12 protein-coding genes are annotated in these 15,002 nt (G+C 49.7%); all 12 read left to right on the top strand.

The window, feature by feature from the left end:
- Window positions 1–228 precede the first annotated feature (228 nt).
- The 12 genes from nifJ (at window position 229) to pknB (ending at window position 14,999) form a co-directional block, all read left to right on the top strand.
- Window positions 229–3,750 (top strand): pyruvate:ferredoxin (flavodoxin) oxidoreductase, encoded by a 3,522-nt coding sequence (gene nifJ / locus D081_RS09110; protein ID WP_085023879.1) that lies wholly within the window; start codon window positions 229–231, stop codon window positions 3,748–3,750.
- A 166-nt stretch (window positions 3,751–3,916) separates the two neighbouring features.
- Window positions 3,917–4,384 (top strand): peptide deformylase, encoded by a 468-nt coding sequence (gene def, locus D081_RS09105; protein WP_085023878.1) that lies wholly within the window; start codon window positions 3,917–3,919, stop codon window positions 4,382–4,384.
- The gene (fmt, locus tag D081_RS09100; RefSeq protein ID WP_085023877.1) at window positions 4,381–5,313 is read left to right on the top strand and encodes a methionyl-tRNA formyltransferase; all 933 of its coding nucleotides are present in this window, start codon (window positions 4,381–4,383) and stop codon (window positions 5,311–5,313) included. The genes def and fmt overlap by 4 nt, the downstream gene beginning before the upstream one ends.
- Before the next feature lie 26 nt (window positions 5,314–5,339).
- Complete coding sequence (locus D081_RS09095) at window positions 5,340–6,140, top strand: DUF116 domain-containing protein (protein ID WP_085023876.1); 801 nt, start codon at window positions 5,340–5,342, stop codon at window positions 6,138–6,140.
- Window positions 6,141–7,469 carry a 16S rRNA (cytosine(967)-C(5))-methyltransferase RsmB gene (rsmB, locus tag D081_RS09090; protein WP_085023875.1) on the top strand — a complete coding sequence of 443 codons (1,329 nt, stop codon included), beginning with the start codon at window positions 6,141–6,143 and terminating at the stop codon, window positions 7,467–7,469.
- A gap of 5 nt (window positions 7,470–7,474) precedes the next feature.
- Complete coding sequence (gene rlmN, locus D081_RS09085; RefSeq protein ID WP_085023874.1) at window positions 7,475–8,515, top strand: 23S rRNA (adenine(2503)-C(2))-methyltransferase RlmN; 1,041 nt, start codon at window positions 7,475–7,477, stop codon at window positions 8,513–8,515.
- A gap of 99 nt (window positions 8,516–8,614) precedes the next feature.
- Complete coding sequence (locus D081_RS09080) at window positions 8,615–9,370, top strand: FhaA domain-containing protein (protein WP_085023873.1); 756 nt, start codon at window positions 8,615–8,617, stop codon at window positions 9,368–9,370.
- A 1-nt stretch (window position 9,371) separates the two neighbouring features.
- Window positions 9,372–9,827 carry an FHA domain-containing protein gene (locus D081_RS09075; RefSeq protein WP_085023872.1) on the top strand — a complete coding sequence of 152 codons (456 nt, stop codon included), beginning with the start codon at window positions 9,372–9,374 and terminating at the stop codon, window positions 9,825–9,827.
- Entirely contained in the window at window positions 9,827–10,546 is a 720-nt protein-coding gene (locus D081_RS09070) for a Stp1/IreP family PP2C-type Ser/Thr phosphatase (RefSeq protein WP_233127469.1), read from the top strand. Before D081_RS09075 ends, D081_RS09070 begins: the two co-directional genes overlap by 1 nt.
- Window positions 10,536–11,795: an FtsW/RodA/SpoVE family cell cycle protein gene (locus D081_RS09065; protein ID WP_085023871.1), complete on the top strand. Its 1,260-nt coding sequence runs from the start codon at window positions 10,536–10,538 to the stop codon at window positions 11,793–11,795. Before D081_RS09070 ends, D081_RS09065 begins: the two co-directional genes overlap by 11 nt.
- A 79-nt stretch (window positions 11,796–11,874) precedes the next feature.
- Window positions 11,875–13,182, top strand: coding sequence for a penicillin-binding protein 2 (locus D081_RS09060; RefSeq protein WP_233127468.1), 1,308 nt, complete (start codon window positions 11,875–11,877; stop codon window positions 13,180–13,182).
- A gap of 11 nt (window positions 13,183–13,193) precedes the next feature.
- Window positions 13,194–14,999: a Stk1 family PASTA domain-containing Ser/Thr kinase gene (gene pknB, locus D081_RS09055; protein ID WP_085023869.1), complete on the top strand. Its 1,806-nt coding sequence runs from the start codon at window positions 13,194–13,196 to the stop codon at window positions 14,997–14,999.
- Window positions 15,000–15,002 lie beyond the last annotated feature (3 nt).

Here is a 15,002-nt window from a genome sequence, read left to right as displayed (position 1 = left end):
CAACACATTTGTCTGATGATTATTGTTCAAAAAATGAAATTATGTTCAAGAAAAGGTTGCTTTCTTTTCATTTGTGCAAAAATAAAAAGAAAAAGCGAAATATTTTACAAAACAAATGGTTAGATGTATAATGAATTTGTAAAACATTTATATGTGAATTGTTATAGATGTTATCGGCACTTGATTTGTTTGCTGAATTTTGTGTAACGAGAGGAGAGTTAATCAAGTATGGGCAAAAAAATGAAGACTATGGATGGTAATACAGCTGCGGCATACGTGTCCTATGCATTTACCGATGTGGCTGCTATCTATCCTATCACCCCATCTTCACCAATGGCAGAGCATGTTGATGAGATGGCTGCAAAGGGCCAGAAAAACCTTTTTGGTCAGAAGGTACGCATTGTTGAGCTGCAGTCCGAGGCTGGTGCTGCAGGTGCAGTTCATGGTTCCCTGCAGGCTGGTGCCCTGACCACCACATACACTGCTTCTCAGGGTATGCTGTTGATGATTCCGAATATGTACAAGATTTCCGGCGAGATGCTGCCAGGCGTATTCCATGTATCGGCACGTGCTCTGGCTACTTCTTCCCTGAATATTTTTGGCGATCATCAGGATGTTATGGCTGCACGCCAGACTGGTGTGGCTATGCTGGCAGAGTCCTCTGTACAGGAGGTTATGGATTTGGCAGCTGTGGCACATCTGGTTGCCATTAAGGGCAAGATTCCTTTCCTGAATTTCTTTGATGGTTTCCGTACCTCCCATGAGATTCAGAAGATTGAACTGGTTGACTATGATGATCTGGCCAAGATTCTTGACTGGGATGCAGTAAATGCTTTCCGCCGTAACGCCTTGAATCCTGACCATCCAGTTATTCGTGGTACTGCCCAGAATGATGATATTTATTTCCAGGGCCGTGAGGCTGTAAACAAGGCTTATGATGCTTTGCCTGAGCTCGTGGAAGAGGCTATGGGTCAGATGGCCAAGATTACCGGCCGTGAGCATCATATTTTCGATTACTACGGTGCCAAGGATGCTGAGCGCGTAGTTATCGCTATTGGTTCCATTAACCAGACTCTCCAGGAATGTGTTGATTATCTCAACGCCAAGGGGGAGAAGGTTGGTGCAGTTGCAGTTCATCTCTTCCGTCCATTCTCCGTAGAGCATTTCCTGAAGGCTATTCCTTCCACTGCCACCAAGATTGCCACCTTGGATCGTACCAAGGAGCCAGGTGCTCTTGGTGAGCCATTGTATCAGGATGTACGCACTGCATTCTATGCAAGTGACCGTCATCCACTGATTGTTGGCGGCCGCTATGGTCTGGGTGGTAAGGATGTATCTCCTACTCAGGTTCTGGGAGTATTTGAGGAACTGAAGAAGGATGCACCAAAGAACGGCTTCACCATTGGTATTGTTGATGATCTTTCCAATACTTCTTTGGCTCCATATCCAGAGCATGTTAACCTCACTCCGGAGGGAACCACTGCCTGCAAGTTCTGGGGTCTGGGCTCCGATGGTACTGTAGGTGCCAACAAGTCCGCTATCAAGATTATCGGTGACAAGACTGATCTGTATGCTCAGGCATATTTTGCGTATGACTCCAAGAAGTCCGGTGGTATTACCATGTCTCACCTGCGCTTTGGTAAGTCTCCTATCGCATCACCATATCTTATTGATAATGCCAACTTTATTTCCTGCTCACAGCAGTCTTATGTAAATAAGTATGACCTTTTGGCAGGACTGCAGCCAGGCGGTACCTTCCTGCTGAATACCCTGTGGTCTGATGAGGAGCTGTCCGAGAAGTTGCCGGCTTCCATGAAGCGCTTTATCGCCAAGAACAACATTAAGTTCTACACTGTAAATGCAGTTAAGATCGCTCAGGATCTGGGTCTGGGCGGACGTTTCAATATGGTAATGCAATCCGCATTCTTCAAGCTGGCTGACATTATTCCACTTCAGAAGGCTGTTGGCTATCTGAAGGATGCCATCGTAACTTCCTACGGCAAGAAGGGCCAGAATATCGTTGATATGAACAATGGCGCTGTTGATGCCGGTATTGATGCCCTGCATCTGGTAAATGTTCCTGCTGATTGGGCTGATGCCAAGGATGCCGAGGCTGACGGCAAGGCTGATGTTCCAGCTTATGTTAAGGAGATTCTTGAGCCTGTTAACCGTCAGGAGGGCAACAAGATTACTGTTAAGCAGATGGCTGCCCATGCTGATGGTACCTTCCCATCCGGCACTGCTGCTTATGAGAAGCGCGGTATCGCCATCAATGTTCCTGAGTGGGATGTCAGCAAGTGTATCGAGTGTAACCAGTGCGCCTTTGTTTGCCCACATGCTGCTATCCGTCCGGTTCTCACCACTGATGAGGAAAAGGATGCTGCACCAGAGGGCTTTACCTCCAAGCCAGCACTTGGTACCAAGGGCCTGAACTTCACCATGGCTGTATCTGCTCTGGACTGCTCCGGCTGCGGCAACTGTGCTCAGGTTTGTCCTGCCAAGGAGAAGGCCCTGGTTATGAAGCCTATCGCTACCCAGCTTGACAAGCAGGCTGTATTTGACTATGGCGTAAAGGTTAGCCCTAAGACTAACCCTATGAAGAAGACTACTGTTAAGGGCTCCCAGTTCGAGACTCCATGTCTGGAATTCTCCGGTGCGTGCGCAGGCTGCGGTGAGACTCCTTATGCCAAGCTCATCACTCAGCTCTTTGGCGGCCGCATGATGGTAGCCAACGCTACTGGCTGCTCCTCCATCTGGGGTGCTTCTGCTCCTGCAATGCCATACACCAAGAATGCTTGGGGTCATGGTCCTGCCTGGGCTAACTCCCTCTTTGAGGATAACGCTGAATATGGTCTTGGTATGTTCCTGGGTGTTAAGGCAGTTCGTGAGGCTCTGGCAGCTGACGTGACTGCGGCTCTTGAATCCGGCAAGATTTCCGATGCATTGAAGAATGCAATGGTTGACTGGAAGGATAACATGAATCTCGGCGAAGGCACCCGCGAGCGTTCATTGAACCTCATTGGTGCTCTGGAAGCAGAGAAGGGCGACGACCCACTGCTGAACAAGATTTACGAGAACCGCGACTTCATGGTTAAGCGTTCCCAGTGGATCTTCGGCGGCGACGGCTGGGCTTATGATATCGGCTACGGCGGTCTGGATCATGTACTTGCTTCCGGTGAGGATGTAAATGTATTCGTATTCGATACTGAGGTATATTCCAACACTGGTGGTCAGGCTTCCAAGGCTACTCCTACTGCAGCAATTGCTCAGTTCGCAGCAACCGGTAAGAAGACCAAGAAGAAGGATTTGGGCATGATGGCCATGTCCTATGGTTATGTATATGTAGCACAGGTTAACATGGGTGCTGACAAGAACCAGGTACTGAAGGCTATCACTGAGGCTGAGGCTTATCCAGGACCATCCCTCATTATTGGTTATGCACCATGTATCAACCACGGTATCAAGATTGGTATGGGCAAGTCCCAGATGGAAGCTGCCCGTGCTGTTGAGTGCGGTTATTGGGCTAACTATCGCTACAATCCAGAGCTGGTTGGCACCGACAAGAATCCATTCAGCCTTGATTCCAAGGAGCCAGATTTCGGCAAGTTCCAGGAGTACCTCATGGGCGAGGTTCGCTACAACAGCTTGAAGCGTGCATTCCCAGAGGCTGCTGATGCTCTCTTTGAGAAGACTCAGAAGGATGCCGAAACCAGATTGGCAAATTACAAGCGTTTGGCTGGCAAAGAGTGATACACACCTTTGCTTACTATAGCTAACCCCTAGAAATATTTTTGGAGCACTGTGCAGCTTATTTGTTCAGTGCTCCCTTTTTATTGCTTTCGTGGGGCTTATTTTGGACTTTCCTTGCATAATGTGATAAAATTAGACGGATATAGAAAAATAGGAGGGTGTTATATTGGCACTGTTAGATATAGTAAAAGCTGGCGACCCTGTATTAAAGCAGGTGGCCGCTCCCATAGAGAAGGTTGACAGCAAGCTCAGAAAGCTTATGGAGAATATGGCTGAGACCATGTACAAGGCTGATGGCGTGGGCCTGGCTGCACCTCAGATTGGCCAGTCCATCCGTCTGGTGGTAATTGATGTAGGTGACGACAACGGCCTGCTGGAAATGGTGAATCCTGTGATTACCCGCCGCGAAGGCACCGAGATAGGCCAGGAGGGCTGCCTCAGTGTACCAAATGTATTTGGTGATGTGGAGCGGGCAGAGAAGGTCAGCGTGGATTATCTTAACCGTTGGGGCAAGAAGAAGCATTTGACTGCCAAGGGGCTGTTGGCCCGTTGCATCCAGCATGAGCTGGACCATCTTGAAGGTACTTTGTTTATTGATGTGGCCAAGACCATTAAACAGGGAGAAAAGGCATGAGCAGATTAAGAACAGTTTTCATGGGAACTCCGGATTTTGCCGTGGGCTGTCTGGAAGTGATGCAGGAAAAGACTGAAGTATTAACGGTTATTACTCAGCCGGACAGACCAAAGGGAAGAGGCCAGAAGCTGACTCCTTCCCCGGTGAAGGTGAAGGCACTGGAATATGATCTGCCAGTTTGGCAGCCGGAGAAAATCAAGACACCTGACTGTGTGGCAAGACTGAAGGAATTGCAGCCGGATTTGATAGTGGTGGTGGCCTTTGGCCAGATTCTCTCCCAGGAAATTCTGGATATTCCCCGTCTGGGCTGCGTGAATGTCCATGCATCACTGCTGCCCCGCTATCGTGGGGCGGCACCGATTCACTGGTCCATTATCAACGGCGAAAAGGAAACCGGCGTTACTACCATGATGATGGATGCCGGCCTGGATACCGGCGATATGCTCTTAAAGAGCAAGGTGGAGATTACCCCTGATATGACCACTGAGGAGCTCCATGATAAGTTGGCAGTTATGGGCAAGGAATTGCTGGCAGATACCGTTGATGGCGTGACAGCAGGAACCATTACCCCGGAGAAGCAGGATGACAGCCTGTCCAACTATGCCTCCATGCTGACCAAGGAAACTGGTCATATTGACTGGAGCAAAACTGCCCAGGAGGTTCACAATCTGGTGCGGGGTCTCAATTCCTGGCCGGTGGCCTGGACCATGTTGGATGGAAAGAACTACAAGGTATGGGGGACCAAGGTGCGCGATGATATGTCGGGCAAGCCGGGAGAGGTATTGGAGCTTACCAAAAAGAGCTTTGTTGTAGCTGCCGGACAGGGGGCTGTGGAGATTACTGAAATTCAGCCACCAAGCAAGAAGCGTATGGCAGCAGGTGATTTTGTTCGGGGAAATGGCGTAAGCCTGGGTGCAGTTTTTAACTGACGTAGTAATACCCCAGAGGAAAGAGTATGAAATTTACGGCAGAAAAGGCCAAGAAGCGGCTGTTTATCAGTCTTTTGTGCATTACCTATGTGATAATGCTCATAGTATGTGCCGGAGTCTGGTTTATTACCCTTCCGGGTCTTAATAATATAAATTCCCATTTGGCCCCGGCCTTTGCGGCGGCCATGATTGGCATTCTGTTTCTGGTGGGCTTTGGCATCCTGGGTATGCTGTTTGGTGTCAAGGGCTGGCCATTGCCGACTATTTTCAAGAAACAGACCTACAAATTACTGAATGTTTTGTATTATATCGTTTTGTCCGCTGGTAAAATCATTGGTATTGACCGGCGGCGTATTGAGGCGTCCTATGTGGCTGTCAGCAATACCATTGTGAGAAACCGCAACTTAAAGGTGCCGGCAGACAGGCTGCTGGTGGTGACTCCTCACTGTCTGCAGCTGCACACCTGCCCACATCGTATTACCACGGACCCAAGTAACTGTAAACGGTGCGGGGGCTGTAATATTGGCGATCTGGTGACTCTGGCTGAAAAGATAGGCTTTCACTTTTTTGTAGTTACGGGCGGTACCCTGGCCCGTCAGAAGGTCATGGAAATAAGACCACAGGCTGTGGTAGCTGTAGCCTGTGAGCGGGATTTGGCCAGCGGTATTCAGGATGTTTACCCGATACCGTCTGTCGGGGTTATGAATATTCGCCCTAATGGGCCTTGCTTCAACACCAAGGTGGATATTGAAGAATTTAAAAGAGCCATTATGGAAATCATAGATTTGCCTGAGTCTGATTTAATCCCTCAGGAAAAGGAGAATTGAATGGATAAAGCACGTGAAAGGGCTTTAAAAATTATAAATGCGGTCCATGAACAGGAGGCTTATGCCAATGTAGCTCTGGCCAAGGAGCTGCGGAAGGGCGGTCTGTCTGATATGGACCGTCGTTTTGTTACTGAACTTGTTTATGGCACTATCAAGGCCGGGGAAACCCTGGACTGGATAATCCGAAAGTATATTAATCGGCCTCTCAGCAAGGTAAGCCCGATTATCAGGGATATTCTGCGCATGGGCGTGTATCAGCTGAAATATATGGACAAGGTGCCGGCATCAGCCGCCTGCAATGAGTCCGTGGAGCTGGCCAAGCGCTTTGGCCATGCGGGAGTAGCCAAGTTTGTCAACGGTGTTATGCGGACCATGGTCAGAGAGCCGGAAAAGGGAGCCTTCCCCGAAGGAAAGGGCAATGCCACTGTGCAGCTGGCTCTTACGGAGCAGCACCCGGAGTGGCTGGTTCGCCGCTGGATAAAGGAATTTGGTTATGATGAGGCGGCAAAGCTCTGTGCCTTTGATAATGAGCAGGCCCCACTTTCCCTGCGGGCCAACACTTTAAGGACTAACCGCTCTGAGCTCATGCTGCAGCTGGTTTCCTTGGGAATTGACTGTCAGCAGTCAGAGCTTGCTCCTGAGGGGGTTATTGTGAAGTCCCATGGTTCCCTTGATGATTTGCAGGTGCTGCAGGATGGCTATTGCCAGGTGCAGGATGAAAGCTCCATGCTGGTGGCCCATGTGGTGGACCCACAGCCGGGGGAGCTGGTGCTGGATGTGTGCAGTGCCCCGGGGGGCAAGACAACCCACATGGCGGCCATGATGGAAAACCGGGGCCGCATAGTGGCCTGTGATGTGTACGACCATAAGCTGGAGCGGGTGAGAAGCAACGCTGAGCGTCTCGGGATTACCATTATTGACCCGTTATTGATGGATGCCAGAGAAATCTGGCAGGAATTCCCGCAGCAGGCGGACAGGGTGCTGGTGGATGCGCCATGCTCCGGCCTTGGGGTTCTAAGAAGAAAGCCGGATTCCCGTTGGCGCAAGTCCCCGGAGCTGTTAAAGGAATTGCCCAAGCTGCAGCTGGAAATCCTCAGAAGTGCGGCGGCAGCAGTAAAGCCGGGGGGACTTCTGGTATACAGCACCTGTACCATTGCTCCTGAGGAAAATCAGGATGTGGTCAAGGCCTTTTTGGAAAAGGCCAAAGAGTTTACCCTGGAGCATGCCGGGGAAAGACTGCCGGTGCCACGGGAGGATGAAATGGTGCAGCTGTATCCGCAGCGGGATGGTACAGACGGCTTCTTCATTGCCTGTATGAGGAGAAAATAACCATTATGATAAATATTTTCGGCAAAACATTGGAAGAACTCACTGAGCTTTTGGTGGAGTGGGGAATGCCCAAGTTCCGGGGCAAACAGCTGGCGGACTGGATGTACAAAAAGAGTGTAACAGACTTTAATGAGATGCAGAATCTGCCAAAGGCCATGCGGGAAAAGCTGGCAGCAGAATGTGTCATTGACAGGGCGGCCAGGGTGGATCAGCTGGATTCAGCCGACGGCAGGACCTCCAAGTTTCTGCTTAACTTTTCCGATGGTGTAGGTGTGGAAACAGTGCTGATGCGCCAGCCCTATGGCAACAGCATCTGTGTATCCTCCCAGGCCGGCTGCAACATGGGCTGTGCCTTTTGCGCCTCCACCCTTCATGGCATGGTGCGTAATCTGACAGCAGGGGAAATGCTGGCCCAGACCTACTACATAAATGATTTGCTCAGCAAGTCCGGGGAAAAGGTGGATACCATTGTCATTATGGGCTCGGGGGAACCCCTGACCAACTATGATAATGTATTAAAATATATCCGGCTTCTCCATGAGGATTACTGTCTGGGTATGAGCTATCGCAGCATAACCCTTTCCACCTCCGGCATTGTGCCTAATATTTATAGGCTGGCGGCGGAGGAGATACCGGTTAATCTGTCAATTTCCCTTCACGCACCGGAAAATGAGCTGCGCTCCGAGCTGATGCCAATTAACCGCAAGTATCCTATGGCGGATGTGGTAAAGGCCGGAGGGGACTATGGAGACAAGACCCATCGCCGGGTAACCTATGAATATATCCTTATTGACGGGGTTAACGATAATGCCAAGCAGGCCCAGGAGCTGGTAAATCTCCTGAAAGGGCAGCTGGCCAGTGTTAACCTCATTCCTATAAATCCTGTGGTGGAGCGGAATTGGAACCGGCCATCACTGGAGCGGATTGATTTCTTTGAGAAATATCTGGCCAAGCACCATATAACGGTGACGGTACGCCGGGAAATGGGCAATGATATTCAGGCGGCCTGTGGGCAGCTGAGAAATAGGCATCTTGACAAGGGCTGATTGCCGTTTTTTGAGCCTATTAACGTATTTACTTGTAGTGCTTTAAGAGGTAAAATTAAGGCATGGCAAGGGATAGCAAGGTATAGGAGGACTTTTCACATGTCTATTGGCAATTTGGAGTCTTTTCTGGAAAAAAAGATAGAGGGTTTTTTCAACCGCAAGCTGAGCAGTGTCCTGGAACCAACTGAGGTCATAAAGCAGCTGGAGCGTGAAATAACCAGAAAAAGGCGCAAGAGTCAGGGTGGTCTGGTTGTGCCTAATTTTTATTATATAGAGATGGCTCCCGAGGATTATCAGCGGCTGTGTGCCCGCCGGTTCCTGGATGAGCTTTATGTCATGGTGGAAAAAATGGTCATTTCCAACGACAGCTTTATGGATGGTCAGCTGGAAATAACCTTGAATGCCAATGAGGAATTCAAAAAGGGCACCTGTGAGGTGAAGGGCACCTTTGTGGATGACAGCTATGGGGAAATGGAGCATCCGGTGGAGGTGCCGGAGTGCCATACCATCGTGCTGAATAAATCAGAATTCAAGCCACCCCTTAATCTGCCGGTGGAATACAAGACGGTAAGCCTTTTGGCCATTGAGGGGCCGGATATAGATTCCTATCTGGAGTTTGGAGAAAAGCAGATATATATCGGCCGACGGGTCAACAATGACTTTATTCTGACTGATACCAATGCCTCCAGAGTCCATGCGTATATAACCTATGAAAGACATCGCCATATCCTTTACGATGCGGAAAGCCTGAACGGTACCTTTGTCGGCGGACAAAGGGTAGTATCACCACAGCTGCTTCACACCGGGGATGAAATACGAATTGGTGAGACGGTGCTGGTGTATGAGGTGATTTGATATGCAGGGAACTGCAATTGCAATTAAGATATTGGGCATTGTCCTTCAATATGGGCTGCTGCTCCTGTTATTGTATTTCGTCTACAAGCTGATGAAATTCATGAAAAAGGACAGCCAGCCTGTGGTAGAAGATATATATGCTGTAACGGAAATTTCCAATGAGGAAGCGGTACTGACCGTGCTGGAATCCTCAGATGACAATATGGTGGGCCAGCGGTTTGCCTTTTCCCACCATATCAGTATTGGGCGGGGCAATGATAACGACATCGTGCTTAACGACAGCTTTGCTTCCCACCATCATGCGGAAATAGCCCTTTTAAATAATTTATATGTTATAGAGGATATGGGCAGTGTCAACAAAACCTATGTCAATAATGAAGCCATTACGGGGCGTCATTATTTACAGTCCGGAGACTTGATAAGCATAGGCTCTGCCACATTTGAGTTCGGGAGGTGATGGATTTGCTAAGGGTTAGTCAGGCTACTGATATTGGCTTAGTGAGAGAGCTTAATGAAGACAGCATATTAGTGGGCCCAAAGGATGTATTTGTGGTGGCCGACGGTATGGGTGGTCATGTGGCCGGTGAAATCGCCAGCCATATTTTTACGGCCACGGTGGAAAACAGACTGTCCTCCGGGGATGCGGTCCTTGACCAGGATGGCTTGCGCTATCTGGTGGTGGACGGCAATGAGGCCATATATGACTGTACCAAGGAAAATCCTGAAAAGAGTGGCATGGGAACCACAGCCACAATTCTCCATATTGGGGAAAGGTCCGCGTTTTGGGCTCATGTGGGAGACAGCAGGCTTTATCGCCTGAGAAAAGGTGAGCTGCGGCAGATAACCAACGACCATACATACGTGGCTGAGCTGCTGGCCAACGGCAGTATCTCCGCTGATGAGGCTGCAGATCATCCAAATAAGAATATGCTGTTGCGGGCCGTGGGTGTCGATCCGGTGGTAAAGGTGGATACCGGCGAGCTGGCACTTAGGAATGGGGATACTTTTCTCCTTTGCTCCGACGGACTTACCAATATGGTAACCCTGCCTGCCATTCAGACAATCCTTGAGGCAGTGGATTGCCAGGATAAGGCTGAAGCACTGGTGGAGCTGGCCAAGGCCGGTGGCGGTTTTGATAATATTTCGGCAATAGTGGTGGAATATAATGAAGAGTAAGAGCCTGCTTTTGGTGGCAGTGGATTTTTTGATTATGTTTGCTGGTCTGGGTATCATTGCACTGAACCAGTATCCTGAAATAGATTATTCACCTGTTCCCTGGGCATTGGGGGCGGCTGTCATGGGTATTGCCATTCAGCTTTTTCTCATGAAGGGTAAATACAGCAACGATATATGGGTTTTCCCCATGGTGCTGTTTTTTTCAAGTATCGGCATAATAATGCTGGCAAGACTGAAGCCCATACTTTGTATACCACAGCTGCGATGGCTGATGATTGGTATGCTGGTTATGGTGGGTGTATTGTACTTTTCCCGCCAGCTTAAAAATATGATGCAATATCAGTACATTCTGGGTATCTGCACCCTGGTGGTGCTGTGCCTGTCACTGCTGTTCGGCGTGGAAATCGGCGGCAGCAAGAACTGGCTGGTTCTGGGACCTGTTTCTGTCCAGCCTTCCGAGTTTGGCAAGATTTTACTGGTGCTGTTTTTGGCAGCATTTTTATCAGATCACAGGGAAATGCTGGCAGGAGCCAGAAGGAAATTTCTGTTTTTGGACTTGCCACCCCTCAGATTTATCGCCCCACTTTTGGTAATTTGGGGCATTGCAATTCTCATGTTTGTGGTCCAGCGTGATCTGGGCTCGGCCCTTCTGTTTTTCTGCATGGCGGTGTTTATGACCTACATGGGCACCGGCAATAAATCCTATGTATTTATTGCCCTGCTGTTCTTTGGACTGGGAGCATTGGTGAGTTATGCGTTTTTCTCCCATGTGCAGGTGCGCTTCAATATTTGGCTGGACCCATGGGCTGACCCGGCGGGACAGGCCTATCAGGTGGTTCAGTCACTGTTTGCCTTTGCAGCCGGGGGAGTCTGGGGAACAGGCTTTACTCACGGACATCCGGGGCTTATTCCCGAGGTTCACACTGACTTTATTTTTTCCGCTGTGGCTGAGGAGCTGGGACTTCTTGGCTGTACAGCCATTATGATGGTGTATGTGATGTTTTTCTATCGTGGCATTATGATTGCCATGAATTGTAAAAAGGAGCTGCATACCCTGGTGGCGGCTGGATTTTCCATCGCCCTGTTTACACAGGCCTTTATCATTATTGCCGGCGTTACCAAGTTTCTGCCCCTTACGGGCATTACCCTTCCATTCATAAGCTATGGCGGCAGTTCCATGGTATCAGGCTTTATTATGATTGGTCTCTTGTTATCATTATCAAAGAAGGAAAAGATTCATGGGGCATAAAGATATAAAAAAATATATTTTGCACTGCAGTATATTTATGATGGTATGCTTTCTATGCCTCTTTGGATATATTGTTTACTTGCAGGTTGTAGCGGCCCCGTCTCTGGCGGCAAATCCCATGAACCGTCGGGGAAATGCGGCACTGGATATAGTCCGGGGTGCTATTCTGGACATAAATGGCAAGGAGCTGGCAACAAGCTCGGCACCGGGGGAACGAAGCTATCCCTATGGTGATATTATGGCCCCGGTAACAGGATATCTGGGGGAGGCCATCGGCAGTGATGGCATTGAGTCTGTGGAGGGCAATGACCTTACGGGGCAATCACAGCAGTTACAGATGCTGGGGCCAATTGGCCAGGCCATGCAGACTGCCCAGGGGAATAATGTAAAGCTGACGGTGGATGCAGATATTCAGGAGCTGGCCTACAATGCCATGGGAAATAACCGTGGTGCCGTGGTGGTTATGAATGCGGAAACCGGAGCTATTATAGCCATGGTAAGCAAGCCGGCCATCGACCCTACGGATGTGGAGGCCAATTGGAAGAGCCTTACAGACAGGGAGGACAGCCCGCTTTTAAACAGGGCCACCCAGGGGCTATATCCGCCAGGCTCCACCATAAAGGTGTTGATAGCTGATGCGGCCCTTGATGAAAAGGTTACTGACTTAAATGAGAAGTTCAACTGCAGCGGCAAGCTGCAGGTTGGCAATGAATATATTGGTGAAAGCCACGGGGCAGTTCATGGGGATAATCTTACCCTGAAGGATGCTTTGACAGAATCCTGTAATGTTACCTTTGGTACATTGGCCATGCGGATGCACGGCAAGGGTTTGGAAAATGCCTTTGAAAGGTTTGGCTTCACTACTCCTATAAACAGTGAATTCAATGAAAGCAAGTGTCATCTTCCCCGGTTTTCTGAGCTGGGGGATGGGGATACTGCCCAGGTTGGCATAGGCCAGGGTGAAACTTTGGTAACACCTCTCCGCATGGCTATGCTGGCCAGCGCCTATGTAAATCAGGGCAGGATAATGACCCCATATCTGGTGGAGGAAGTGATTTCTCCGGTAGGACTGGTTATCAGAAAGGCCTCTCCATCAAAGTGGCTGGAGGTTACCTCCGACAAGCGGGCCAACATAATTGGCGGCTTTATGGAGAATGTTGTAAATAACGGTACTGGTGGGGCAGCGGCAGTTTCCGGTGTCCGGGTTATTGGCAAGACCGGTACTGCAGAAAATTCCCAGGGGAAGGACCACGGCTGGTTTATTGGTGCAGCTGAGCTTCCAAGGGGAAAGATAGCCTTTTGCATTATAGTTGAAAATAGTGGTGGCGGTGGAACTGTAGCAGCTCCTATCGCCCGTCAGATAATTACAGCTTTAAGAGACAGGTAGGAGGATATGGCATGATAGAACGCGTTTTAGCAAGACGTTATGAAATTCAGGAACATATCGGTGGCGGCGGCATGGCTGATGTATATCGGGCCCATGATAAACTGCTGGATCGTTCTGTTGCTGTAAAGATCCTTCATGCACAGTTTGCCAACGATGCGGAATTTATTGAGAAATTCCATCGTGAAGCCAAGGGTGCGGCCAAATTGACCCATCAGAATATTGTTAATATATATGATGTAGGCGAGGACGAGGGCAGTCACTTTATCGTTATGGAATACGTGGCTGGCCATACTCTGAAGGAATATATTCAGGAAAATGGTTGTCTGGAGCCGGTGGAGGCTGCCCGCATTGCCAGGGAGCTGGCCTGTGCTCTGGAGGCTGCCCACAAGAACAATCTTGTGCATTGTGATATCAAGCCTCATAATATACTGATTATGGATGATGGCCATATTAAGGTTACTGATTTTGGTATTGCCAGAGCGGTTTCCTCATCCACCATGACCTATGGGGGCAACGTAATGGGCTCCGTTCATTACTTTTCCCCGGAGCAGGCCAAGGGTACGGCCATTACCACCAAGTCCGATGTTTACTCCCTTGGTGTGGTACTCTACGAGATGCTGACGGGTACCCTGCCGTATAACGGTGAGACCTCTGTCAGCATTGCCTTGAAGCATCTGCAGGAGGAGCCTGTTCCTATTCGTCAGATAAAGCCATCTGTGCCGGCCGTATTGGAGGCCATTGTTCAGAAGGCCATGAACAAGGACCCTATGCTGCGTCCAACCAGTACTGATATGTATGTGGATTTGGACCAGGCATTGGCCATGATGCAGGGGAAATCCGGCAGTGTAGCAGTGAGCACTCCTGCTGCAGCGGATGATCCGTTTGCTACACAGGTTATTCCGCGGGTTACTCCGGAGATGCTGCAACAGAATCAGTCGGCACAGTCATATGGCGGTGCGGATTATGATTATGGATATGATGATGGCTACGACGAGGATTTGGAGGATGACGAGGGTTCACTGAAGAAGCTCATCAAAACCAAGAAATTTATCCTTGGTCTGGTGGCTATCCTGATTTTGGGCTTCTTTGCCGGCTCCTTCCTGTCCTTTGGTAACTTCTGGAGCTCCGTTGAGGTGGAGGTGCCTGATGTTGTAGGCCGTCAGGTGGAAATAGCCCGTGACATGCTGGAGGAAAAGAATCTGCGTGTTAAGGTTGCTGAGGCCTACGATGCCAATGTGCCGGCAGGACAGGTGGTGTCCCAGTATCCTGAGGCGGGTATCATGGTCAAGGAGCAGCGCCAGGTTACCATCTATATCAGCAAGGGCGGCGAGGAGCTGACCATGCCGGATTTGAAGGGCATGTCCCGTTCCAATGCGGAAGCCAAGCTGAATAAGATGGGACTGAAAATCGGGGCGGTTTATGAGGAAGAATCCAATGAGCCGGCCGGAACGGTGCTGAAACAGGATCCTGGCAACGGTTCCAAGGTGCACAAGGGACAGACCGTTGATTTCACCGTCAGCAAGGGACCAAAGAAAACAGGTGTGACCATTCCGGATTATTCCGGCATGTCTGTGGACAGCGTTAAGTCCAATCTGGCAGCCAATAAATTGACCTTGGGCACAGTAAAGGAACAGACCAGCTCACAGCCAAAGGGCACTGTCATCGGACAGTCTCCGGCAGCAGGCTCTGAGGTCAAGGAGGGCGGCGCTGTGAACATCATTGTTTCCAGCGGTCAGGCTGCCCAGGCTCCGGCCAAGCCAACTGACACGGGGAAGAAAGCACAGAAAACCTCCCCTGATGAAGTCGTAAAGCCGTAATAG

This window comes from Anaerovibrio sp. JC8, from assembly GCF_002100115.1.
Lineage (GTDB): Bacteria > Bacillota > Negativicutes > Selenomonadales > Selenomonadaceae > Anaerovibrio.
This window is presented reverse-complemented; position numbering and strand designations above follow the sequence as displayed.